Here is a 21,154-nt window from a genome sequence, read left to right on the forward strand (position 1 = left end):
CCGGTTTCTTTTCGGCTGTTGCTTGTCCTGCCGGATGAGCTTCGACCGTCACTCCATCACGGCGCTGTGGTCGATCTTGGCCGGAGTCGCCGGCTTGCGCAGCAACAGAACCAGCGGAATGGCGGCAAGCGACAGGATCATCATCAGCTTGAAGTCGTTCATGTAGCTGATAACAGTCGCCTGCAGCGTCACCACGCCGTCGAGCGCGGCACGCCCGGCGGCGCTGTAGGGGTCCATCGCCTGGAAAATCGCCGGATTGCTGAAAGCCTGGTTGTAGGGCGTCACATAGGTGGCGATGTTGGCGTGGTTGATCTGCACGTTCTCCGTCAACAGCGCGGTGACCACCGATATGCCGACGCTGGAGCCGATGTTCCGCGACAGATTGTAGAGGCCTGTGCCTTCCGCGCGCCGCTCCGGCGCCAGCGTGGCGAAGGTGATGGTGGTCAGCGGCACGAAAAGGAAGCCCAGGCCAGCGCCCTGGATGAAGCCGGTGCTGATGATCGTCCATTGCGAGACATCAGGGTTCCAGCCGGTCATGTCGTACATCGCCCAGGCGGTGACCAGCAGGCCGGTCAACAGCAGCCAGCGCGTGTCCACCTTGCCGATCAGCCTGCCGACCAGGAACATGCAAGCCATGGTGCCGAGACCGCGCGGCCCCATGACGATGCCGGCCGTCACCACCGGATAGCCCATCAGCGTCTGCAGATAGGGCGTCATCAGGGCCAGCGAGGCCAGATAGGTGATGCCGATGATGAAGATGAAGATCATGCCGACTGCGAAATTCCTGTCGAGGAACAGCCGCGGATTCACGAAGGTGTTTTTGGCGGTGAAGGTGTGGACGAGGAAGATGTAGAAGGCCGACGCGCAGATCAGCGCCTCGACGATGATCTCGGACGACGAGAACCAGTTGAGCTGCTCGCCGCGATCGAGGAACATCTGCAGCGCGGCGATGGTTATGCTGAGCATGCCGAAGCCCAGCCAGTCCAGCCTCGCCTTGAGGTCGGTCTTGGTTTCCTGGACGAACATCGACACGCCGGCGAAAGCCAGCGCGCCGATCGGGACGTTGATGTAGAACACCCAGCGCCAGCTGACATTCTCGGTCAGCCAGCCGCCGATGACCGGCCCGAGCACCGGCCCGACCATCACCGAAACGCCGAACAGCGCCATCGCCGAGCCGCGCTCCTCGACGCTATAGATGTCGAGCAGGATGCTCTGCGCCAGCGGCACCAGGGCGGCGCCGAACAGACCTTGCAGCAGGCGGAAGCCGACGATCTGCGGCAGCGACTGCGCGAAGCCGCACAGCACCGATGCGACGACGAAGCCGGTGATGGATATCAAAAGGATGCGCTTGCGGCCGAAACGATTGGCAAGGTAGCCCGAAGGCGGCGTCATGACGGCCGCAGCGACGATGTAGGAGGTCAGCACCCAGTTTATCTGGTCGGCGCTCGCCGAAACGCTGCCCTGGATATAGGGCAGCGCCACATTGGCGATGGTCGTGTCCAGCGCCTGCATGATCACGGCCAGGATCACGCAGGCGGTGATGGCGCCGCGATTGGCGACCACGCCACCCGTCGCGGACGCGCCGGTCATGACTTTTGTCCGAACCGGCCGAGGAGGTCCGTCACGAAGTCCGGCAGGCCGCGCGCATGGCCGGTATCAATGCCGACCACGGCGCTCATCCCGCCACGCAACGGCGGCTTGCCCTGGAGATCGTCCACCGTCACGCGCATCGGAATGCGTTGCACGACCTTGACCCAGTTGCCGGTGGTGTTCTGCGCCGGAAGCAAGGAGAAGCTCGACGACGACGCCGGGCTGATCGAGGCGACCGTACCGTGCCAGACGGCACCCGGGTAGCTGTCGACGCTGATCGTCGCCGTCTGCCCCGGCCGCACATAGGTCAGTTCGGTTTCCTTCGGCTCCGCCGCGATCCACAAATCGGTTGCCGAAATCAGGCTGAAGGCCGGCTGCGAAGCCGGCAGGTACTTGCCGACCTGAAGCGCGTCGACATTGGTGACGATGCCGTCGAACGGCGCCTTGACGATGGAATCGGCAAGGTTGCGCTGGGCGTCGTCCACCGCCGACTGGGCCTGGAGGTAGAACGGGTTCTTCTCCACCGGCTGGCTGGCGTCGCCGCCGAGCTGGGCAAGCGTCGCCTGCGCCTGCGCCTCGGCAACGGACACTTTCTGGCGGGCGGCAACGAGATCGTGCTGGGCGCTGTCGAAGGTCGCCTTGGAGGAGGTGGAGGTTTTGAGCAGGTCCTGCTGGCGCTGGAAGGTAGGGGATGTCGGCCTGCGCCTGCTCGATCAGCGCCTGCGACTGCTGGTAGCTCGCCTGCAAGGTCAGCACCTGGTTGCGCACGGTCCCGAGCTGCGCCTGGGCCGCGGCAAGAGCGGTTTCGAAAGAGGCCGGTCGTAGCCGGAAAAGCACCTGGTCCTTCTTCACCGCCTCGTTCTCGTGAACATCGATCTCGAGCACGGTGCCGGAGACATCGGTGGAGACGCCGAGCGACTGCGCCTGGATGTAGGCATTGTCCGTCGTCATCAGCTGGCCGCCGACAACGTAGTAGTAGCCGCCGACGACCAGCGCGACCGGAAGCAGGGCAAACAGGATCGGCCGTGCCCGGCCGCGCCTGGGCTTGACCGGCGCCGGAGGCGCCACCGCAACCGTGGCCTGCTGGGGCTCTTTGGACGGAGCCTCGAGTGCCGCCGGCGCCAGGGCGACTGGTGCTTCCGGTTCGTCGTCGATGACGGTGTTGGCACGTCTCTGTTCGCGTTCGCTGTCCAGCCGGATGATCTGGTCGCTCGTCCGGTCGGCGGAAGGTCCGTCTTCTTCGACAGGCTTCTTGGGTGAGGTTGATTCAGCCATGTATTTTCTCCCGGTCGACGGCAGGCTGGGTGCAAGCCGCGAGCAGATTGGATTTGATGAGGGACAGGGTTTGCAGCAGATGCAGCTGGGCATCGGCGGAAAGGCCGACAAAGGCCTCGTCACGCGTTTTCTGGCCATTGCTGCGCATGATTTCGATCCGCGGATGGGCTTGCGGCGTCAGGTAAAGCAGCCATGCCCGGCGGTCAGTGGGATTGGGCCGGCGCTCGATGAAGCCACGTGCTTCCATCTTGTCGAGCAGCCGGGCGAGCGTGATCGGCGTGATCTCGATAAGGTCCGCCAATTTGTTCTGGTGGATGCCTTCATGCACGCTGAGATAGGCCAGCACCTGCCACTGGGCGCGGGTCAGCCCCGATGCCCGCGACCTCTGCTCGAACCGCTTTCGAAGCAGGCGCGCGACATCGTGCAGCACGAAGCTGATGTTGGGTGACGATGGCATGGGAGGCACTGGAGTTTTTCGGCGCGACTTTAGTGAGCATGCTTATTATCATCATGCACATAATCCCGCTGGACGCAGTGCGCAAGACGGACTAAGCCCACCTGGAAAAAATGACGCATGGGCTGCTACGCCACAAGAGCCTCAGGTAGCAGGCAGTTGCCGGGCAGGGATACGACGATGAATTGGCTGAAGATCGCGACCGTGGCGGCCATCGCGGGATGGCCGGGCATTGCGTTCGCAAAGAACGCCGTCAGCTGCGGCGGCGCCGCCATGCTGGGTGGCGCGCAATTGAACTGCAGCCACGTCGAACCCCAGGCGCCGCCTCAGTTTTGCACCTATAGCTGGGCTCTCCACATGCCGACCGGAGACCAGAAAATCGTCGAAGGCAGCTTCATGCTGCCGCCCGGTGCTGCGAACGTCACCGTCTATCAGGGCAGCGGTTTCGACAGCGCGCTGTCCGATCCGATCGTGATTTGCCGCGGCGGCAAATGAGCAAGACCGTCAAGGAAAGCTCGCTCGTCGCCCGATTGGTGCTATAGGGCGGATCACGCTATTTTGAACGGGCGCATTCGAGTTTCGGATGGGCCTGGCTGCCATTGCTCTGACGGATTTCGACATGGACGGACCCAACCCCGACATCAAGCACCCGATCCCGATGCATACCCGCGTCGGCTTCCTCAAGGGGCTGGTGAATGCGCCGAACATCGAGATCGGCGACTTCACCTATTATGACGACCCCGACGGTCCGGACCAATTCGCCGAAAAATGCGTCCTGCACCATTATCCGTTCATTGGCGACAAGCTGATCATCGGCAGGTTCTGCGCCATCGCCGAGGGCGCGCGGTTCATCATGAACGGCGCCAACCACGCCATGTCCGGCTTTTCGACCTATCCGTTCAATATTTTCGGCCATGGCTGGGAAAAGGGTTTTGACCCGGCGACCTGGTCCAGGGAAGTGCGCGGCGACACAATCGTCGGCAACGACGTCTGGATCGGCATGGAGGCGGTGATCTTGCCCGGGGTGGAAATCGGCCACGGCGCCATCGTTGCCGCGAAATCGGTGGTGACGCACGACGTGCCGCCCTATGCGATCGTCGCCGGCAACGCGGCCAAGGTGGTAAAGATGCGTTTCGACGACCGGACAATCAGGCGGCTGCTGGCGGTGGCGTGGTGGGACTGGCCGGTGGACAAGGTCAGCCGCAACCTCGATGCTATCCGGGGTGCCAATATTTCTCTTCTGGAGGCAGCAGCTTGAACGCTCTGAACAGCAGCATAATCGGCACCGAACTGTTTACGCGAGGGTGGATCTTCATCCGCGGCGTTCCGGCCATGAAGTTCCTGCCGCCGGAAGGGCCCCCGGAAATCGCCTTTGCCGGCCGCTCGAATGTCGGCAAGTCGTCGCTGATCAATGCGCTGGTCAACCAGAAGGGGCTGGCGCGCACCTCCAACACGCCGGGGCGCACGCAGGAGCTCAACTATTTCGTGCCGGACGGATTTTCGGGTGAGGGCGCCGACCTGCCGCCCTTGGCGCTGGTCGACATGCCCGGATACGGCTATGCCACCGCGCCGAAGGAGAAGGTCGACGAGTGGACCAAGCTGGTCTTCGACTATCTCAAGGGCCGCGTCACGCTGAAGCGCGTCTATGTGCTGATCGACGCCCGTCATGGCATCAAGGCCAAGGACGATGAAGTGCTGTCGCTGCTCGACAAGGCGGCGGTGTCCTACCAGATCGTCCTGACCAAGACCGACAAGATCAAGACTGCCGGCGTGCCGAGGCTGATCGAGGAGACGCTGGCAAAGATCAAGAAGCGGCCGGCGGCGTTCCCGTTCGTGCTGGCGACGTCTTCGGAAAAAGCCGAGGGCCTTCAGGAATTGCAGGCGGCCATCGTGCTTGCCGCCAATGGCGGCTAAGCATCCACACCTTAGAGCATGGCCTACGGCTTGGCCTCGATAGCAATCGTGTGATGGCCTTCTTCCGCCACAAGCCTTTCGGTGCCGTATGCCCTGAGGAACATGCTGACGCCTGACCTGACGATGTGATCGATCTCGTCCTGGGTCGGGGCTTTCGTGCGGTAGGCGAAGATGCACTGGCGGAACAGACCGGCCAGGCACAGTTCGGTGAACTGATAGGCGGCAAGATCGACATCGTCGATGCGCAGCAGGTCGCGCTCGATGGCGGCATTGAGAAAGGCCGCGACCTTGTCGTGGCCACGCTTGGGGCCGCGCTCGTAAAAACGCGCGCCCATATCGGGTATCCGGTCTGATGCCCCGATCACCGTGCGCTGCGCCTGGATGACCTTGGCCGACGTGATCTTGAGGGCCAGCACCTTGCCGAACTTCACCAGCGTCTCGCGCAGGTTGTCGGCGTTGTCCAGCACGTCATACATGTTCTTGAAGATGGTGCCGCGCTCTTCCTCGATCAGCGCCTCGAACAACTCTTCCTTGTTGGCGAAGTAGACGTAGATCGTACCCTTGGAGACACCGGCCTCGCGGGTGATGTCGTTCATCGAGGCGGCTTCGAAGCCCTTGTCGATGAAGACACGACGGGCGCCGTCGATGATCTGGCTGCGCTTGACCGGATCCTGCCCCGCGGCCGGGCGGCCACGGCGCAAGCTTTCCAACAGGTCGTCGCACGACTCGTTTTCGACATTGGGCGGGGTCTCGGCCATGAAAGTCACACCTCGAAAATAATTCGAACCAAGCGGTTCGATTGCCCTTGATATGGTCCTCTTTACGCGCTATGTCAACGGCCGGATCGAACCGAACGGTTCAGTATCATATTATAACTTTAGAGAGATGTCATGTCCTCGAACGCGCCGACCACAGCCGAAGTCCGTCCCTTCCCCAACGCCAAGGTTGCGCCGGCAACGGAAGCGCCGGATATGCCTGTCCAGCCCGTCTCGTCGCCGCCGGCAGAGGCTCCGGTCAAGAAGAAGCGCTCGGTGCGTTCCTTTCTGCTGCCGATCATCGGCGTTGCCTTGCTGAGCGCCGGCGCCTGGTACGGTTACGACTACTGGACAACGGGCCGCTTCATGATCTCGACGGACGACGCCTATGTCCAGGCGGACATGGCGTTCATCTCGCCCAAGATTTCCGGCTATGTCGATCAGGTCAAGGTCAGCGAGAACCAGCTGGTCAAGGCCGGCGATCCGCTGCTCGTCGTCGATGACGGCGATTACAAGATTGCCGTCGCCCAGGCCGAGGCGCAGATCGCCACCTTGAGCAAGACGCTCGACCGTATCGACGCCCAGACCGACGCGGCCCGCGCCTCGCTGCAGCAGGCGCAGGCGCAGAAGGTCGCCGACCAGGCCGCGGCCGACAATGCGGCCAAGGTCGCGGCGCGCGCCTCGCAGCTGCTCAAGACGCATGTCGGCACGCAGGCGCAGCTGGACGACGCCCAGACCGCGGTCCAGCAGGCCGATGCCGCCCTTGTCGGCGCCGACGCACAGATCGCCGCCGCGCAGGCCAATATCGGCGTGCTGCAGGCGCAACGCGCGGAATCGGCGAGCACGCTGGCGTCCCTGCAGCTCAGCCATGACAAGGCGCTGCGCGATCTTTCCTTCACCGTGCTCAAGGCGCCTTATGACGGCATCGTCGGCAACCGCTCTGTCGAACAGGGCGACCTTGTCAGCCCCGGCCAGAAGCTCGCCGTCATCGTGCCGATGGACAAGCTCTACATCGTCGCCAACTTCAAGGAGACGCAGCTTGCCCGGCTGGTGCCCGGCGAGAAGGTCAAGATCTCGGTCGATGCGACCGACGGCCAGGACTTCGAGGGAACCGTCTCGTCGCTGGCGCCGGCTTCGGGTGCCGTGTTCTCGCTGCTGCCGCCCGAAAACGCCACCGGCAACTTCACCAAGGTCGTGCAGCGCGTTCCGGTCCGCATCGATGTGCCCGCCGATGCGCTGAAGAGCGGCAAGCTGCGCGCCGGCCTGAGCGTCGTCGTCGCCGTCGACAGCCGTACCGCCCCGACGGGGTCCGCATCAGCGGCAGCGTCGAACTGAGCGGCCGCCAGGGAGCAATGCCATGGCAACCGCAACCCTGACAGCAGGAGCACCGCCGGCGAGGCCGGCTGTGCCTGACACCATCTCGACGCGGCGCGTCATCGCCTTCCTGGCGATGGTGTTCGGCATGTTCATGGCCATCCTGGACATCCAGATCGTCTCCGCCTCGCTGTCCGAGATCCAGGCCGGCCTGAGCGCCAGCTCCGACGAAATCCCGTGGGTGCAGACCGCCTATCTGATCGCCGAAGTGGTGATGATCCCGCTGTCGGGCTTCCTCAGCCGGATGCTGTCGACGCGCGTGCTGTTCACCATCTCGGCGGCAGGCTTCACCGCGGCCAGTGCGCTGGCGGCGACCGCCACCAACATCGACCAGATGATCGTCTACCGCGCCGTCCAGGGCTTCATCGGCGGCGGCATGATACCGAGCGTCTTCGCCGCTGCCTTCACCATCTTCCCGCCCTCGCGCCGCGCCTTCGTCTCGCCGATGATCGGCCTGGTGGCGACGTTGGCGCCGACCATCGGCCCGACTGTCGGCGGCTACATCAGCCATGCCATGTCCTGGCATTGGCTGTTCCTGGTCAATGTCGTGCCCGGCATCCTGGTGACAGCGGCGGCCTGGACGCTGATCGACTTCGACAAGCCCAACCTCAAGCTGTTCAGCAAGTTCGACTGGTGGGGCCTCGCCGGTATGGCGGCGTTCCTGGGCTGCATGGAATATGTGCTCGAGGAAGGCCCCAACAATGACTGGCTGCAGGACCAGGGCGTCTTCATCTGCGCCATTGTCATGACCATCGGCGCGGTGCTGTTCTTCTGGCGCGTGTTCACCGCCGAGGAGCCGATCGTCGATCTGAAGGCGTTCACCAACATCAACTTCGCCTTCGGCTCGCTGTTCTCCTTCGTCATCGGCATCGGCCTCTACGGCCTGACCTATCTCTATCCGGTGTTCCTCGGGCGCATCCGCGGCTACGATTCGATGATGATCGGCGAGGCGCTGTTCGTCAGCGGCCTGGCGATGTTCTTCACCGCGCCGATCTCGGGCATCCTGTCGAACAAGATGGACCCACGGCTGATGATGATGATCGGCTTCTTTGGCTTCGCCACCGGCACCTGGTGGATGACGCATCTGACCGCCGACTGGGATTTCTACGAGCTGCTCATCCCGCAGATCCTGCGCGGCTGTTCGATGATGCTGTGCATGGTGCCGATCAACAACATCGCGCTCGGAACCTTGCCGCCCGAGCGGCTGAAGAACGCTTCAGGCCTGTTCAACCTCACCCGCAACCTTGGCGGTGCGGTTGGCCTCGCCCTGATCAACACCGTGCTGATCGACCGCAATGCCTTCCACTACGCAAGGCTCTCCGAACATGTGCAATGGGGCAGTGAAGCCGCGCAGACCAAGCTGCAGAACATGACGCTCAATTTCGAGCAGACCCCCGGCCTCGACGCGACAAGTGCTGCGATTTCCAAGCTGTCGGGCATGGTGCAGCAGCAGGCGGCGCTGCTGTCCTTCATGGATGTGTTCTTCATGCTGACGGTGCTGTTTGCGACGCTTGGCATGTTCACCATGTTGATCCGCAAGCCGGCCGCGGCGGGTGGAGGTGGTGGCGGCCACTGATACGTGGGCAGCTGTTTCGGGAAGCTCCTCCAGTCCACGCCTGAAAAAGCTCTGACCGCGCAAAAAACTCCGGGCCGCAAGCCCGGAGTTTTTTATATCCAGTTGGAATTTGTCAGGCTGTGGCGGGCTTGAAGGTCAGCGCGACGCCGTTGATGCAGTGGCGCAGGCCGGTCGGCGCCGGACCGTCGTCGAAGACGTGGCCGAGATGGCCGCCGCAGCGGCGGCAATGCGCCTCGGTGCGCGTCATGCCGAGCGAGCGGTCCACGGTCGTGCCGATAGCCTTGGGGATCTCTTGCCAGAAGCTCGGCCAGCCGGTGCCGGAATCGAATTTCGTCTCCGACGAATAGACCGGCAGGTCGCAGCCGGCACAGGCGAAAATGCCCTTGCGGTGTTCGTTGAGCAGCGGGCTGGTGCCGGGGTACTCCGTGCCTTCCTTGCGCAGCACGTCGAAGGCTGCCGGCGACAGGATGGTTTTCCACTCGGCGTCGGTCTTGGTGATCTCGAACGTCTCGGTCGCTTGTGCTGCCTGCGGATACCCCATGCGCAGCAGCGCTGCCGCGGCCCCGACGACGCCGATGGCGGCTACACCGCTCAAAAGAAAGTCGCGACGGTTCATGACCAGTTCCTCCTGTTGTCCTTTTGCCAAACTATACCGCCGCGCGGAAATCAAAAGCCGGTGACGGTGGCCCTCGAACGAACACTCCGCGCCATCCCACATCTGCATGTGGGCGGCGCGGAGTGCACGGGTCAATTGCGGATCACGGGAGCGGGATCATGCAATCGACGGAGGGCCCTTGCCGTCAGTTCGACGGCAGCAAGCCCCTTGTTACATCTTGGGCAAAAGAACCTTGTCGATGACGTGGATGACGCCATTGGACTGTTCGACGTCGGCGATCGTCACATTGGCGACATTGCCGTTCTCGTCTGTGACCGTGACCTTGCCGCCGTCAGCCTTGAGCGACAGCTCGCAACCGCCGGCCGTCTTGACCTTGTGGGCGCCGCCGTCAGCCTTGGCCATCGCGGCCACGTCCGCCCCCATCGCTTTGGCGCCGATGACATGGCAGGTCAGGATCTTGGTGAGCTTGTCCTTGTTTTCAGGCTTGAGCAGCGTCTCGACCGTGCCGGCCGGAAGGGCTGCGAAGGCCTCGTTGGTCGGAGCGAACACGGTGAACGGACCGGCGCCCTGCAGCGTCTCGACAAGGCCGGCGGCCTTCACGGCGGCGACCAGCGTGGTGTGATCCTTCGAGTTCACGGCGTTCTCGACGATGTTCTTGTCGGCATACATCGCGGCGCCGCCAACCATCGGGTTTTCGGCATAGGCGGCGGTGGCAAGAGCCGAAACGGCGATCGTACCGGCGAGCAAAAGGGTGGCGTATCTACGCATGATGTCGAACTCCTCGGGTTTTCTCTTCCCATTTTTGGGTACGCGAGGAGATACGGGACAAAATCGCCCGAGTTTCAGAAATATCGTGATTTTTTATTTTATCTAACGCGCCCGGCGGATTTCCCAAGCAATCGGTCGCGGCCGACATGCTGTCTATGAGCATGTTCAGTGAGGGATAGACTTATGATAGTCTTTTGTGATTTTTCAGGTGCGCGGAGCCGGTTAGATGCTCTTCAGGTCGCCGGCGGCGACCACCGGTCCGGTCGGCTGTCCGGTCGGCGAACCGCCTGACGGCTCGAGGCTGACGGCAAGCACCGCGCCTTGGGCAAGCTTCTGCTGGGCCGCCGGCGAGACCACGATGTGCGCCGTAGCACCGGCCGGAATGACGCCCATCGACACCGGCGGGTTCTTGCCCTCGATCATCCACAGCTCGAAGTCCTTGCCGGAAGCGCGCTCACCGGAGACATGCGACAGCCCGACTTCGTGATGCGCGGCGTCGTAGACCGCAAGATATTTGACGTCGCTGCCTTCGGCGGCCAGCGAAGCGACGAGGCGCGCCTGCGGCTGCTCGACCGGGGGGTTGAGGACTGGCACGGCGATGTAAATCGCCAGTGCCGCAGCCGCGGCCGCGGCAAGGCCGCGCCAGAAGGCCAGGCTGGACCACAGGCCGCCGCGCGATCCGGCGGGCGTGGTCACGGCGGTAGCGTTGGCGAACAGGCGGCGGTCGACAGCGGTCTTCACCGAAACCGGCGGCTCGACTTCCGGATAGGCGGCGGCAATCGGTGAGAGACTGACCTCCCATCCCTCGACAAGACGGGCGAAAACGGTATCCGCATCGATGCGGCGGGAGACGATCTGGCGTTCGTCGGCATCGAGCACGCCGAGAACGTATTCGGCGGCGAGCAGGTCGTCGCCTCCACGTTCCGGTCCTGTGTCTTCTGCCAGCGTCATCTTTCCAGACATTCTCTGAGTTTCAACAGGCTGCGGCGCAGCCATGTCCGCATCGTGTTCAGCGGCACGCCATGGCGCTCCGCCAGTTCGGCATAGCTCTCGCCCTTGAGATAGGCGCCCCGGACGGCGGCTGCCCGGTCCTTCTCCAATTCATCGAGACAATGGTGGATGCGTTCGGATTCGTCGCCCGCCACCGCCATCGCTTCAGGCCCCGGCGCCGGATCGGCCACGTCGAGCGCGGCATCGATGTCGGCGGCAGGCTTGCGCCGCGCTCGTATGCGATCGATCGCATGGTTGCGCGCGATTGCCACCAGCCAGGAGATCGGGCTTAGATCGGAGACCGCAAAACGATCCGCCTTCGTCCATATCTTGACGAAGACTTCCTGCAGCGCTTCTTCCGCGTCTCCCCGGTCGTTCAAGACACGAAGGCAGACGCCAAAAAGTTTCGCGCTGGTCTGCCGGTAAAGCAGATCGAACGCGGCCCGATCCTTCATCGAAGTCCGAACGATCAGCTTGGTGATGTCCTGCGGCGTCATTGCAGGCAAGTTAGGCGATTGCGATGTATTTGCAACGGCGGAAATAATCTTGTGCACGCTTAAGCTTTGTGTGTCGCCAGCCCGGATCCGTCCACCGATTGCCAATGGAATCGCCACTGGCTAGCTTGCCCTCAGTGATGGGGGAGCGCGCATGTCGGTCGAACGGATCCTTTGGGAAGAAGATGCCACGGGCCTCGCCAATCTGGTCCGCAAGGGCGACGTTTCGGCCGTCGAGCTGACCGACACCGCGATTGCCCGCGCCGAGGCCACCCGTCCCGACATCAACGCCACGGCCGAACCGCTCTACGATGCCGCCCGGGTCCGCGCCAAGACCATCGACCGCTCGCTGCCGCTGGCCGGTGTTCCCTTCGCCATCAAGGATCTCGGCATCGCCATCAAGGGCGTGCCGACGCATGGCGGCAGCCGCATTCCGGCATGGCTGGCCGATGTCAATTCGGTGCTGACCGAGCGCTATCTCGCTGCCGGGCTCATCCCGATCGTCACCTCGACATCGCCGGAGCACGGGCTTCGATTGATGACCGAATCCAGGGCCTTTGGCATCACCCGCAATCCGTGGAACACCGGCCATACCAGCGGCGGCTCTTCGGGCGGTTCGGCAGCCTTGGTCGCAGCCGGCGTCGTGCCGGTGGCGCATGCCTCGGATGGCGGCGGCTCGATCCGCGTGCCCGCCGCCTGTACCGGGCTTGTCGGTCTGAAGACGTCGCGCGGCCGCACCCCGCTGACGCCCCTGGTGAGCGAAAGCTGGTACGGCATGGTCGTCGATCATGCGCTCACCCGTTCGGCGCGCGATTGCGCGCTGCTGCTCGACCTCACCCACGGACCCGATCCTCTGTCGCCCTATGCCGCGCCGTCGCCGAAGGGCACGTTCACGGCCGCTGCCGCGCGCGATCCCGGCAAGCTCAGCCTGGCTGTTTACCGCAAATCGCCGCTTGGCCTGCCGATCTCGGACGAGACGCTCAAGGCGCTCGACAAGGCGGTAGCGCTTGCCCGCGAGGGCGGCCACACGGTCGAGGAGATCGACCTGCCTTTTATCGGCCGCGATTTCTTCGCCGATTTCTGCAGGACGGTCGCCTCCGCCGTTGCCGGCACGATGCGCGCCGAAGCGCTGCGTGTCGGGCGCTCCGTTACCGGCGACATCGAGCGGGCGACGCGCGTGCTCGCCCGCTTCGGCGAACTGGTGTCGGCCGGCGAGACCTATGCCGACCTGCAGCGGCTGCATGCCGCCTCGCGACGCCTGATTTCGGAGACCGTGCAGTACGACGCCGTGCTGATGCCGGTCATTGCCCACCCGCCGCTCGCCTGCGGCGCCATGGATCCGAAAGGCGCCGACGAACTCATCGAGAACCTGCTCGACAAGCTTCATCTGACGCCTTTGCTGAAGCTGAAGCCGTTCTTCGGCCAGCTGATGGACAAGAGCCTCTGGTTCACCCCTTGGCCGGCGATCCAGAATGTCAGCGGCCAGCCGTCGATCGCCCTGCCTGTGCATGTCACCGACGCCGGCCTGCCGCTCGGCGTCCAGGCGGCCGGCCGTCCGGGCGACGAGGAGACGCTTTTGTCGCTCGCCGCGCAGATGGAGAAGATCTCGGGTTGGCTGGGTCGCAGGGCGCCGCTGATGGTGCCGGCACGATGACGAGGTCGTGAAGCGCTCGAATATGACAGCAAAGCCATTTGCGGGCGACGCCAATTCCCGCTAAGACGCCGCCGTCCTCACCTGATGCATGTCGCCCAAAAGTGTCCAGCGGTTTTGGGACAACGACATGCTTAAAATAAAAAGCCGGGAACCAAGCCGATGACGGAAATAACCGCCACCGCCGAAATGCAGGCAGCCCTGTTGTCACGGGCTCTGCCCTACATGCAGCGTTACGAGCACAAGACGGTCGTGGTGAAATATGGCGGCCATGCCATGGGCGACATCGAGCTCGGCAAGGCCTTCGCGCGCGACATCGCGCTGCTCAAGCAGTCCGGCGTCAACCCGATCGTCGTCCACGGCGGCGGCCCGCAGATCGGCGCCATGCTGGCCAAGATGGGCATCGAATCGAAGTTCGAGGGCGGCCTGCGCGTCACCGACCAGAAGACGGTCGAGATCGTCGAAATGGTGCTGGCCGGATCGATCAACAAGGAGATCGTCGCGCTGATCAACGCCGAGGGCGAATGGGCGATCGGCCTGTGCGGCAAGGACGGCAACATGGTGTTCGCCGAAAAGGCCCGCAAGACCATGATCGACCCAGACTCCAACATCGAGCGCGTGCTCGATCTCGGCTTCGTCGGTGAGCCGGTCGAGGTCGACCGCACCTTGCTCGATCTTCTGGCACGCTCCGAGATGATCCCGGTGCTGGCGCCGGTGGCGCCAGGCCGCGACGGCCACACCTACAACATCAATGCCGACACCTTCGCCGGCGCCATTGCCGGCGCCTGCCAGGCGACGCGCCTACTGTTCCTCACCGACGTGCCGGGTGTGCTCGACAAGAACAAGAAGCTGATCGACGAACTGACCGTGGCCGAGGCCAAGGGGCTGATCAAGGACGGCACGGTCTCGGGCGGCATGATCCCCAAGGTCGAGACCTGCATCGAAGCGATCGAGCGCGGCGTCGAAGGCGTCGTCATCCTCAACGGCAAGACGCCGCATGCGGTGCTGCTGGAACTGTTCACCGAGCATGGCGCCGGCACGCTGATCGTGCCCTGAGCGGCTCGTCAGCCGGCTAACTTTTTCGCCTCGGAATCTTCAATATTGCCGATGGTGGGAATGGCGGGCTTTCTGGCCGGGCGCCGAACGGACATCGATTCCTCCTCGGCGTCCTGCGGCGCGCCCCAGAATTCGGCCAGCGTCGGGCCGTCTTTCACCCTGATGTCGCGGACCAGAAATCCCCAGACCTCGCGGAACCAGACGCGGCGGCCCATCTGTGTGTACCAGCGCATCGAATGGCGCTGCTCCGGATCCTTGTGGAACAGGATGCGGGCCAGCGCCTTCGGCCGCGACTGCACCGCCAGTTCGATCAGCTTGACACTGAAGAACAGCATCCACGGCTTCAGCCGTGTCATCTGCAGCACCTGGTGCTTGTAATCCCACAAGCGCGCGTCCTGCTGGATCACCTTGCGATCCCGCGCGATGCGGAAGAACGGCGTCCAGCGATGCGGCGTCACATAAAGCGCCTGGATCTGGTCGGGGTCATAGGCGATAAGCTGACGAAAGCCGCGCCACAGGTCGCGAAACCCTTCGTCCTCGAAGCCGGCCACCCAGGTCGCCATAGACAGGATGCCGTTGAGGCGCAGCAGCCTTATCGCCTCGCGGTCGGATGAGATGCTGCCGCCCTTGCGGATCAATTGAAGCGTCTGCTCGTCCGTGTTTTCCATCCCGAGCAGCCAGCGGATGACGCCGGCCTTGCGGTAGAGATGCAGGATGTCGGCATCGCGCACGATGTCGTCGGCACGGGTCGAACCGACGATCAGCACCGGTACGTTCTCGGCGATCAGGGCGTCGAGGAAGACGCGCCAGGCCTTCTTCGAGACCGTCGGATTCTCGTCGGCGAGATTGATCAGCTCGACGCCGTGCTCGCGGTGCAGCCAGGCGATCTCCCTGGCGAACTTTACGGGATCGCGATGCCGCCAGCGGGTCCAGAAGCCGCGCTGGCCGCAATAGTTGCACAGATGCGGACAGCCGCGCGAAAACTGCATGACCACGGCACGCTTGCCGCCCCAATAACTGTAGCGCCCGTGATCGATCAGTTCCCAGCCGACGCGGTAGGCATCGAGTTCTGCGATGGTCATGGCCGGCAGCGTGGCAAAGGGACGGCGCAGATCGTCGCGATAGGCGATGCCGGCCACGCTCGCCGGCGGCTGGCGCATTTCCAGCGCTTCGACCAGCGCCACCACGGTTGCCTCGCCCTCGCCGCGCACGATGAAGTCGAAGACGTCCGTTTCAGCCAGGATGTCGCGCCAATGATAGGTCGGGAAGACGCCGCCATAGATGATGATGGTCGCCGGTTCGCGCTGCTTGATCTGCTCAGCGATCAGCAAGGCGGTCGGATGCGCCGAGGTCGAGCCGGAATGGCCGATCAGGACGAAGTCGGGGTGGTCCTCCAGTGCGTTGCGCACGACGTCATCGAGCGGCATCGGCCCGAACTCGGCGTCGACGAGCCGCACCTGATGGCCGGCATCGATCAGCGGTCCGCCGATCGCCAACAGGCCGAGCGGCGGCAAATGATCGTCGGGCACGCGGCTGCCGATGGCGGTGTGCGGCGGATTGATCAGGACGATTTTCATGGCGGACCTCTGGGCGGTTGGTCCGCGCAAGCTGGCCGGCGATGTGGACACGCGCTTGGCCCGTTTCAGCAGTTTGCGTGCAGCTTTTGCTTAAGGGGTGAGGAAGGAGGCATTCTCACTTCCGGAGATGCCCGAGCGGCACATGGCCCGGCCCCTTGATGTTCTGCAGCACCAACTGCGTGTGGACGTCGCGCACGCCGTCGAGCCGCATCAGCCGGTGCATGACGAAAGCGTTGAGTTCGTCGACCGACGGCACCATGACATGCAGCAGAAAGTCATGGTCGCCGGTCATCGTCCAGCACGAGGACACCTCGTCCATGCGCTGCACGGCGGCGATGAAGCTTTCGGGCGAGCCGTCGCTATGGCTGACCAGGCGCACCTGGATGAACACCTCGACCATCAGGCCGACCGCGCGGCGGCTGATCACCGCGGCAAATCCCTTGATGATTCCGGCCTCCTGCAGCGCCTCGAAGCGCCGCGCGCACGGCGTCGTCGACAGGCCGATCTCTTGCGCCAGTTCGGAAACCGGCTTGCGCCCTTCGCGCTGCAGGACATCGAGCATCTTGATCTCGAAATCGTCGAACTGAGGCATTTTCACTCCGATAGAGGGGCTTTGTGAGTGGATGTTATCTCAAATATTCCGTTCGAGCCATCATCAAAACCGATTTGCCTCGGCAAATCCGGGTAGCCTTTCGGCCCGTCTTGCCATTCATGATTTGCGAGGAGAAAACCATGACGACGATGAGCGTTGCCGAATACGCCCGCGACTGCGCGGCGCAAGGATTGCGCGGCGACTATTCGGTCTGCCGTGCCGATTTCACCGTGTCGCAGGGTTACGATTACAGCGAAGAAGAGCAGACGGTGTGGCGCACGCTGTGCGACCGCCAGACCAAATTGACGCGCAAGCTCGCCCACCATTCCTATCTGGACGGCGTCGAGAAACTCGGCCTGCTCGACCGTATTCCCGATTTCGACGAGGTCAGCGCCAAGCTGCGCGAACTGACCGGTTGGCAGATCGTCGCGGTGCCGGGGCTCATTCCCGCGGCCCCGTTTTTCGACCATCTCGCCGATCGCCGCTTCCCGGTTACCAACTGGCTGCGCACCAGGCAGGAGCTTGACTACATTGTCGAGCCCGACATTTTCCATGATTTCTTCGGCCACGTGCCGGCGCTGTCGCAACCGGTGTTCGCCGACTTCATGCAGATGTATGGCGAGAAGGCCGGCGACATCATCGCGCTGGGTGGCGACGAGATGATTTCCCGGCTCTACTGGTACACGGCCGAATATGGCCTGATGCAGGAGGCCGGCCAGCCGCTAAAGGCCTTTGGCGCCGGCCTGATGTCGTCGTTTACCGAGCTGCAGTTCGCGGTCGAAGGCAAGGACGCCCACCACGTGGCCTTCGACCTGGAAACGGTGATGCGCACCGGCTACGAGATCGACAAGTTCCAGCGCGCCTATTTCGTGCTGCCGTCCTTCGACGCCTTGCGCGATGCCTTCCAGATCGCCGATTTCGAGGCGATCGTCGCCCGGCGCAAGGACCGGCCGGCGCTTGACCCGGCGACGCTCTAGCAGCACGTTGCCCCGCAGCCGTCAGGCGGTGACCACCTTGCTCAGATGGTCGCCGAGCCGGCAGGCCAGCGCGGTGATTGTCGTCGTCGGGTTGCATTGACCTGACGTGCAGAACACCGAGGAGCCGCCGACATAGAGATTGTCCATGCCGTGCACCTTGCAGTTGGCATCGACCACGCTCTTGCTGATGTCGGTGCCCATGCGCGTGCCGCCCATATGGTGATGGCCCGCCGTCTCGTCATTGGTCGGATAGTCCTGACCATTGCTGATCCAGTCGGCAATGCGCACGCGGCCGAGATCCTTCTCGATCAGCGTCTTGCCGAACGTTCTGAGCCCTTCGAGCAGGGTGCGGCGCTCCATTTCCGATTTCTTCCAGTGCAGCTCGATGCGCGGCACGCCGGCGTGGTCGACATCGGTCTTCGACAACTCGATCTGGTTGGATGCCAGCGGCGCCTGTTCCCATGCGACATAGAGCTGGGCGGCGCAGCGCAGCCTCTGGCTGAGCTTGGAGGACATCCACTCGGCCATGTCGGGCGCCGTGCAGGCGAGATCGGCGATAAGGCTCTTGACGCCGGGATACGGCGTCTCGATCAGCCGGATGCCGAAATTCATGATCTGCAGCCGCTCCATGGCGGCAAGTGTCGGCGAGAAGAAGGCCTCGTTGACGGCATCGACCTCGAACGCGTTGTAGTCTGCCAGGATGGCATTGCCGCCCTCGAAGGTCGGATGCTCCATCCAGTAGCGGCCAAGCGCCGTCGCATTCGGCACGACGCCGCCGTTGGAGCGCTGGTTCGACCACAGAAGCAGCCGCGAATTCTCCAGCCCGCCGGTGCAGACGATGAAATAGTCGGCGCTGAAGGAGCCCGCATCCTGTCCGTTCGACCACAGTCTGGCGCTCGTCACGCGTCTGCCGTCGCCGGCAAGTTCGGTGGCACAAGTGTTGAGCACCACCGCGATGTTCTTGGCCTTGTCGAGTTCGTCGCCGAATTTCTCCGCGAAGCGTACGGCCGGGCTCTTGATCAGCTGCACCCAGCGAATATCGTCCGAGATCGGCATATCGGGCCGGAAGGCAGGAAGGTCGAGAATATCGCGCACTTCCGGCAGATAGGGTTCGATGTCGGTGCGGCGGATCGGCCAGCCCGTATCGGGCACCCAGGCCTTCGGCTCGAAATCCTGCTTGTCGAGCACGCGGCACCAGCCGGCCCAGTGGTTGGAACTGCCGCCCATGAACCGCAGCCGGGTGATGTCGAGATCGAAATAGAAATCGCCGACCGTGCTGCCACGGTAGAAATCCTGCGACTCGTCGCTGAATTCGCGCGGACCGGCCTCCATCACCACCACCGGAATGCCGGCCGCGCCAAGCTTGCGCGCAATCGTCGTGCCGGCCGGGCCGGAGCCGAGGATGCAGACCTTCGGGGTGAAGTTCGCGGCGCGATACGCCTCGTAGCTGTCGAAGATCATGCCAAGTCGCTCCGCTTCAGGATCCAGCCATTGACCTCGACGATCTCGTTCGGGTCAGGCTTTGGACCGGCGGCATCGGCATCAGGCAGCCTGCGGAACAAAGACAGGGCAGGCAATGCGATCAACGCCTGCACGAGCGCGCGGCGTGACATTCTTTTGATGATGAAACTCATGGCTGGTCTCTCGGCTGGGCTTCGGCACTGCATGGCGTTCCCAGAAGGCAATTCCCGGAACGACACATGCATCACCGTGGAAGCCAGTATCGTGCCAAGTCTGGCCGCAAAGCAGTGAAAACCCGGCTAAGCGGTACAACCGAGTACAAACAGGGTTAGAGTTTTCTTAACAGGCCGGTTGCGGCAGATCGGATCACGCCGCCTCGGAAATGCCGGTGTCGATGATCGTCAGGTTACGGCCCTGGTGCTTGGCCTGGTAGAGGCGCCGGTCGGCGGCGCGCATCAGCTCCGACACACTGGCTTCCTCGCTGCAGACAGTGCCGCCGATGCTGACCGTGAGCGGGATGGTCCGCTCGTCGACGGGCCGGAAGCGGATCAGCTCCACTTCGCGGCGAATGCGCTCGGCGACGCGCTTGGCCTCCTGCTCGGTGGCGCCGGTCAGGAAGGCGCCGAACTCCTCGCCGCCGATGCGGCCGAGCACATCGCCGCTGCGCACGCCGCGCTGGATCGCGCTGGCGATCAAAAGCAGCGCGTCATCGCCTGTCAGATGGCCAAAATTGTCGTTGATGGTCTTGAAGTGGTCGGCATCGATGATCAGCAGCGCGCCGCGATCGGACTTGCGGCGCGAACCGTCGAGCGCGGCAAAGAAGCTTTCCCGGTTGAGCATGCCGGTCATGTCGTCGCGGCTCGCCTTTTCCGCCAGTCGGCGATGCGCGGCGGCGAGCTGGGCATGAGCGCGGGCGAGATCGCGATGCGCGTTTTTCAGCCTGTCGCTTTGCCAGAAAGTGCTTGCGCTGGCGGCCCACGCCAGCACCAGCGGACAGAGGGTGGAGGTCAGCCAGATCGTGCGGTTGACCGGAAATCCCATGGCCGGAACGATGATCAGGGTCAGCAGGAGAGAGGCCGCGACTGAGGCGAAAGCAACGGCGGCGGATCTCAGAATTATGCTGTTCATCGCTTGCTCCCACAAGACTGCCTCTCTGCCAGCAAGCCCTGAAGGCCACCTTTCCCAGATGCCTAAAATTTGAATCGTGAGGCGATTTACGCAACCTCAACGAGCAGAAGTTGTGGATAAAGTCGCTTTCGGAATGCGCGTTTCATGCCATAAGGAGCCTATGACCACGCTCCCTGACCCCGCCCGCTTCGCCCATGTCACCGACTGGGTCTTCGATCTCGACAACACGCTTTATCCGCATCATTCGAATCTGTTCTCGCAGATCGACGTCAAGATGACCGCCTATGTCGGCGAACTGCTGGCATTGCCGCGCGACGATGCGCGCAAGTTGCAGAAGGAACTCTACCGCGAATATGGCACGACGCTGAACGGCCTGATGACACGTCATGGCATCGACCCCGACGATTTCCTCGAGAAGGTCCACGACATCGACTATTCATGGCTGGTGCCAGATCCCGTTCTCGGCACCGCCATCCGCCAGCTTCCGGGCCGCAAGTTCATCTTCACCAATGGCGACCGCAGGCACGCCGAGCGCACCGCGCGTCAGCTCGGCATCCTCGACCATTTCGACGACATCTTCGACATCGTCGCCGCCGGGCTCAATCCCAAGCCGGCGCGCCAGACCTACGAGAAGTTCGCCGAACTCCACGCCGTCACCGGCCACAATGCGGTGATGTTCGAAGACCTTGCCCGTAACCTGTCGGTGCCGAAGTCGCTCGGCATGACCACAGTGCTTATCGTGCCGCGCAATTTCGAGCCGACCTTTGCCGAGATCTGGGAGCGCGACCCGACCAACGAGGACGACGTCGATTTCGTCACCGACGATCTGGCGGGGTTTCTGACGGCGATTGTGGAGGGGAAGGAAGAGGGGAATTGAAGAATTGAAGAATGAAGAATGAAGGACGG

At 63.3% G+C, this 21,154-nt stretch carries 21 protein-coding genes and 1 pseudogene; 9 read left to right on the plus strand and 13 right to left on the minus strand.

Going from position 1 to position 21,154, the window contains the following annotated elements; all coding sequences use genetic code 11:
- Window positions 1-48 precede the first annotated feature (48 nt).
- From NKH52_RS14100 to NKH52_RS14110, 3 genes and pseudogenes are all read right to left on the minus strand, one after another.
- The gene (locus NKH52_RS14100) at window positions 49-1,590 is read right to left on the minus strand and encodes a DHA2 family efflux MFS transporter permease subunit (protein ID WP_352730348.1); all 1,542 of its coding nucleotides are present in this window, start codon (window positions 1,588-1,590) and stop codon (window positions 49-51) included.
- Window positions 1,587-2,865 (minus strand): annotated as a pseudogene (locus NKH52_RS14105) (HlyD family secretion protein). Before NKH52_RS14105 ends, NKH52_RS14100 begins: the two are co-directional and overlap by 4 nt.
- A complete protein-coding gene (locus tag NKH52_RS14110) occupies window positions 2,858-3,322 on the minus strand; it encodes a MarR family winged helix-turn-helix transcriptional regulator (protein WP_352730350.1) in 465 nt (154 codons plus the stop codon). Before NKH52_RS14110 ends, NKH52_RS14105 begins: the two are co-directional and overlap by 8 nt.
- Before the next feature lie 177 nt (window positions 3,323-3,499).
- Here NKH52_RS14110 and NKH52_RS14115 point away from each other — a divergent pair, with 177 nt between their 5' ends.
- The 3 genes from NKH52_RS14115 (at window position 3,500) to yihA (ending at window position 5,233) form a co-directional block, all read left to right on the plus strand.
- Complete coding sequence (locus NKH52_RS14115) at window positions 3,500-3,814, plus strand: hypothetical protein (RefSeq protein ID WP_352730352.1); 315 nt, start codon at window positions 3,500-3,502, stop codon at window positions 3,812-3,814.
- A 124-nt stretch (window positions 3,815-3,938) separates the two neighbouring features.
- Window positions 3,939-4,577: a CatB-related O-acetyltransferase gene (locus NKH52_RS14120; protein WP_352730354.1), complete on the plus strand. Its 639-nt coding sequence runs from the start codon at window positions 3,939-3,941 to the stop codon at window positions 4,575-4,577.
- Window positions 4,574-5,233, plus strand: coding sequence for a ribosome biogenesis GTP-binding protein YihA/YsxC (gene yihA / locus NKH52_RS14125; protein WP_024502094.1), 660 nt, complete (start codon window positions 4,574-4,576; stop codon window positions 5,231-5,233). The genes NKH52_RS14120 and yihA overlap by 4 nt, the downstream gene beginning before the upstream one ends.
- A 23-nt stretch (window positions 5,234-5,256) precedes the next feature.
- On the opposite strand, the gene NKH52_RS14130 is transcribed toward yihA, so the two are convergent.
- Entirely contained in the window at window positions 5,257-5,991 is a 735-nt protein-coding gene (locus tag NKH52_RS14130; RefSeq protein ID WP_352730356.1) for a TetR/AcrR family transcriptional regulator, read from the minus strand.
- A gap of 132 nt (window positions 5,992-6,123) precedes the next feature.
- Here NKH52_RS14130 and NKH52_RS14135 point away from each other — a divergent pair, with 132 nt between their 5' ends.
- Window positions 6,124-7,323, plus strand: coding sequence for an HlyD family secretion protein (locus tag NKH52_RS14135; protein ID WP_352730358.1), 1,200 nt, complete (start codon window positions 6,124-6,126; stop codon window positions 7,321-7,323).
- A gap of 22 nt (window positions 7,324-7,345) precedes the next feature.
- Complete coding sequence (locus tag NKH52_RS14140; protein WP_352730359.1) at window positions 7,346-8,938, plus strand: DHA2 family efflux MFS transporter permease subunit; 1,593 nt, start codon at window positions 7,346-7,348, stop codon at window positions 8,936-8,938.
- A gap of 112 nt (window positions 8,939-9,050) precedes the next feature.
- Here NKH52_RS14140 and msrB read toward each other — a convergent pair whose 3' ends face one another.
- From msrB to NKH52_RS14160, 4 genes are all read right to left on the minus strand, one after another.
- Window positions 9,051-9,554 (minus strand): peptide-methionine (R)-S-oxide reductase MsrB, encoded by a 504-nt coding sequence (msrB, locus tag NKH52_RS14145; protein ID WP_352730361.1) that lies wholly within the window; start codon window positions 9,552-9,554, stop codon window positions 9,051-9,053.
- 210 nt (window positions 9,555-9,764) lie between these two features.
- Window positions 9,765-10,322: a fasciclin domain-containing protein gene (locus tag NKH52_RS14150; protein ID WP_352730363.1), complete on the minus strand. Its 558-nt coding sequence runs from the start codon at window positions 10,320-10,322 to the stop codon at window positions 9,765-9,767.
- 222 nt (window positions 10,323-10,544) lie between these two features.
- Window positions 10,545-11,273 carry an anti-sigma factor gene (locus NKH52_RS14155; protein WP_352730366.1) on the minus strand — a complete coding sequence of 243 codons (729 nt, stop codon included), beginning with the start codon at window positions 11,271-11,273 and terminating at the stop codon, window positions 10,545-10,547.
- Entirely contained in the window at window positions 11,270-11,809 is a 540-nt protein-coding gene (locus tag NKH52_RS14160) for a sigma-70 family RNA polymerase sigma factor (protein ID WP_013528490.1), read from the minus strand. The genes NKH52_RS14155 and NKH52_RS14160 overlap by 4 nt, the downstream gene beginning before the upstream one ends.
- A gap of 151 nt (window positions 11,810-11,960) precedes the next feature.
- Between NKH52_RS14160 and NKH52_RS14165 the strand changes: the two genes are divergently transcribed.
- Both NKH52_RS14165 and argB read left to right on the plus strand, forming a co-directional pair.
- Window positions 11,961-13,460: an amidase gene (locus NKH52_RS14165; protein ID WP_352730368.1), complete on the plus strand. Its 1,500-nt coding sequence runs from the start codon at window positions 11,961-11,963 to the stop codon at window positions 13,458-13,460.
- 159 nt (window positions 13,461-13,619) lie between these two features.
- Window positions 13,620-14,513, plus strand: coding sequence for an acetylglutamate kinase (gene argB / locus NKH52_RS14170; RefSeq protein WP_352730370.1), 894 nt, complete (start codon window positions 13,620-13,622; stop codon window positions 14,511-14,513).
- Between the two features lie 8 nt (window positions 14,514-14,521).
- Here the strand turns inward: argB and bchE are convergent, their stop codons facing one another.
- Both bchE and NKH52_RS14180 read right to left on the minus strand, forming a co-directional pair.
- The gene (gene bchE, locus NKH52_RS14175) at window positions 14,522-16,090 is read right to left on the minus strand and encodes a magnesium-protoporphyrin IX monomethyl ester anaerobic oxidative cyclase (protein WP_352730372.1); all 1,569 of its coding nucleotides are present in this window, start codon (window positions 16,088-16,090) and stop codon (window positions 14,522-14,524) included.
- Between the two features lie 115 nt (window positions 16,091-16,205).
- A complete protein-coding gene (locus NKH52_RS14180; RefSeq protein ID WP_352730374.1) occupies window positions 16,206-16,682 on the minus strand; it encodes an Lrp/AsnC family transcriptional regulator in 477 nt (158 codons plus the stop codon).
- Between the two features lie 140 nt (window positions 16,683-16,822).
- Between NKH52_RS14180 and phhA the strand changes: the two genes are divergently transcribed.
- Complete coding sequence (gene phhA / locus NKH52_RS14185; protein WP_352730376.1) at window positions 16,823-17,659, plus strand: phenylalanine 4-monooxygenase; 837 nt, start codon at window positions 16,823-16,825, stop codon at window positions 17,657-17,659.
- Window positions 17,660-17,680: 21 nt separating this feature from the next.
- On the opposite strand, the gene NKH52_RS14190 is transcribed toward phhA, so the two are convergent.
- The 3 genes from NKH52_RS14190 to NKH52_RS14200 form a co-directional block, all read right to left on the minus strand.
- Window positions 17,681-19,120 carry a GMC oxidoreductase gene (locus NKH52_RS14190; RefSeq protein WP_352730378.1) on the minus strand — a complete coding sequence of 480 codons (1,440 nt, stop codon included), beginning with the start codon at window positions 19,118-19,120 and terminating at the stop codon, window positions 17,681-17,683.
- Window positions 19,117-19,293, minus strand: a complete 177-nt coding sequence (locus NKH52_RS14195; RefSeq protein WP_352730379.1) for a hypothetical protein — start codon at window positions 19,291-19,293, stop codon at window positions 19,117-19,119. Before NKH52_RS14195 ends, NKH52_RS14190 begins: the two co-directional genes overlap by 4 nt.
- Before the next feature lie 193 nt (window positions 19,294-19,486).
- The gene (locus NKH52_RS14200; protein ID WP_352582848.1) at window positions 19,487-20,248 is read right to left on the minus strand and encodes a GGDEF domain-containing protein; all 762 of its coding nucleotides are present in this window, start codon (window positions 20,246-20,248) and stop codon (window positions 19,487-19,489) included.
- A 160-nt stretch (window positions 20,249-20,408) separates the two neighbouring features.
- Between NKH52_RS14200 and NKH52_RS14205 the strand changes: the two genes are divergently transcribed.
- Window positions 20,409-21,125: a pyrimidine 5'-nucleotidase gene (locus tag NKH52_RS14205; RefSeq protein WP_127296471.1), complete on the plus strand. Its 717-nt coding sequence runs from the start codon at window positions 20,409-20,411 to the stop codon at window positions 21,123-21,125.
- Window positions 21,126-21,154 lie beyond the last annotated feature (29 nt).

This window comes from Mesorhizobium sp. M1066, from assembly GCF_040318635.1.
In the GTDB taxonomy this organism is placed as follows: Bacteria; Pseudomonadota; Alphaproteobacteria; order Rhizobiales; family Rhizobiaceae; genus Mesorhizobium.

Excerpts from the sequence above, each read along its gene's own strand:
- NKH52_RS14150 (WP_352730363.1), bottom strand. The coding sequence starts at position 10,322 with ATGCGTAGATACGCCACCCTTTTGCTCGCCGGTACGATCGCCGTTTCG.
- NKH52_RS14115 (WP_352730352.1), top strand. The coding sequence starts at position 3,500 with ATGAATTGGCTGAAGATCGCGACCGTGGCGGCCATCGCGGGATGGCCG.
- NKH52_RS14165 (WP_352730368.1), top strand. The coding sequence starts at position 11,961 with ATGTCGGTCGAACGGATCCTTTGGGAAGAAGATGCCACGGGCCTCGCC.
- NKH52_RS14160 (WP_013528490.1), bottom strand. The coding sequence starts at position 11,809 with ATGACGCCGCAGGACATCACCAAGCTGATCGTTCGGACTTCGATGAAG.
- bchE (WP_352730372.1), bottom strand. The coding sequence starts at position 16,090 with ATGAAAATCGTCCTGATCAATCCGCCGCACACCGCCATCGGCAGCCGC.
- phhA (WP_352730376.1), top strand. The coding sequence starts at position 16,823 with ATGACGACGATGAGCGTTGCCGAATACGCCCGCGACTGCGCGGCGCAA.
- argB (WP_352730370.1), top strand. The coding sequence starts at position 13,620 with ATGACGGAAATAACCGCCACCGCCGAAATGCAGGCAGCCCTGTTGTCA.
- NKH52_RS14200 (WP_352582848.1), bottom strand. The coding sequence starts at position 20,248 with ATGAACAGCATAATTCTGAGATCCGCCGCCGTTGCTTTCGCCTCAGTC.
- NKH52_RS14195 (WP_352730379.1), bottom strand. The coding sequence starts at position 19,293 with ATGAGTTTCATCATCAAAAGAATGTCACGCCGCGCGCTCGTGCAGGCG.
- NKH52_RS14130 (WP_352730356.1), bottom strand. The coding sequence starts at position 5,991 with ATGGCCGAGACCCCGCCCAATGTCGAAAACGAGTCGTGCGACGACCTG.
- NKH52_RS14190 (WP_352730378.1), bottom strand. The coding sequence starts at position 19,120 with ATGATCTTCGACAGCTACGAGGCGTATCGCGCCGCGAACTTCACCCCG.
- NKH52_RS14180 (WP_352730374.1), bottom strand. The coding sequence starts at position 16,682 with ATGCCTCAGTTCGACGATTTCGAGATCAAGATGCTCGATGTCCTGCAG.
- msrB (WP_352730361.1), bottom strand. The coding sequence starts at position 9,554 with ATGAACCGTCGCGACTTTCTTTTGAGCGGTGTAGCCGCCATCGGCGTC.
- NKH52_RS14100 (WP_352730348.1), bottom strand. The coding sequence starts at position 1,590 with ATGACCGGCGCGTCCGCGACGGGTGGCGTGGTCGCCAATCGCGGCGCC.
- NKH52_RS14110 (WP_352730350.1), bottom strand. The coding sequence starts at position 3,322 with ATGCCATCGTCACCCAACATCAGCTTCGTGCTGCACGATGTCGCGCGC.
- NKH52_RS14135 (WP_352730358.1), top strand. The coding sequence starts at position 6,124 with ATGTCCTCGAACGCGCCGACCACAGCCGAAGTCCGTCCCTTCCCCAAC.
- NKH52_RS14155 (WP_352730366.1), bottom strand. The coding sequence starts at position 11,273 with ATGACGCTGGCAGAAGACACAGGACCGGAACGTGGAGGCGACGACCTG.
- NKH52_RS14120 (WP_352730354.1), top strand. The coding sequence starts at position 3,939 with ATGGACGGACCCAACCCCGACATCAAGCACCCGATCCCGATGCATACC.
- NKH52_RS14205 (WP_127296471.1), top strand. The coding sequence starts at position 20,409 with ATGACCACGCTCCCTGACCCCGCCCGCTTCGCCCATGTCACCGACTGG.
- NKH52_RS14140 (WP_352730359.1), top strand. The coding sequence starts at position 7,346 with ATGGCAACCGCAACCCTGACAGCAGGAGCACCGCCGGCGAGGCCGGCT.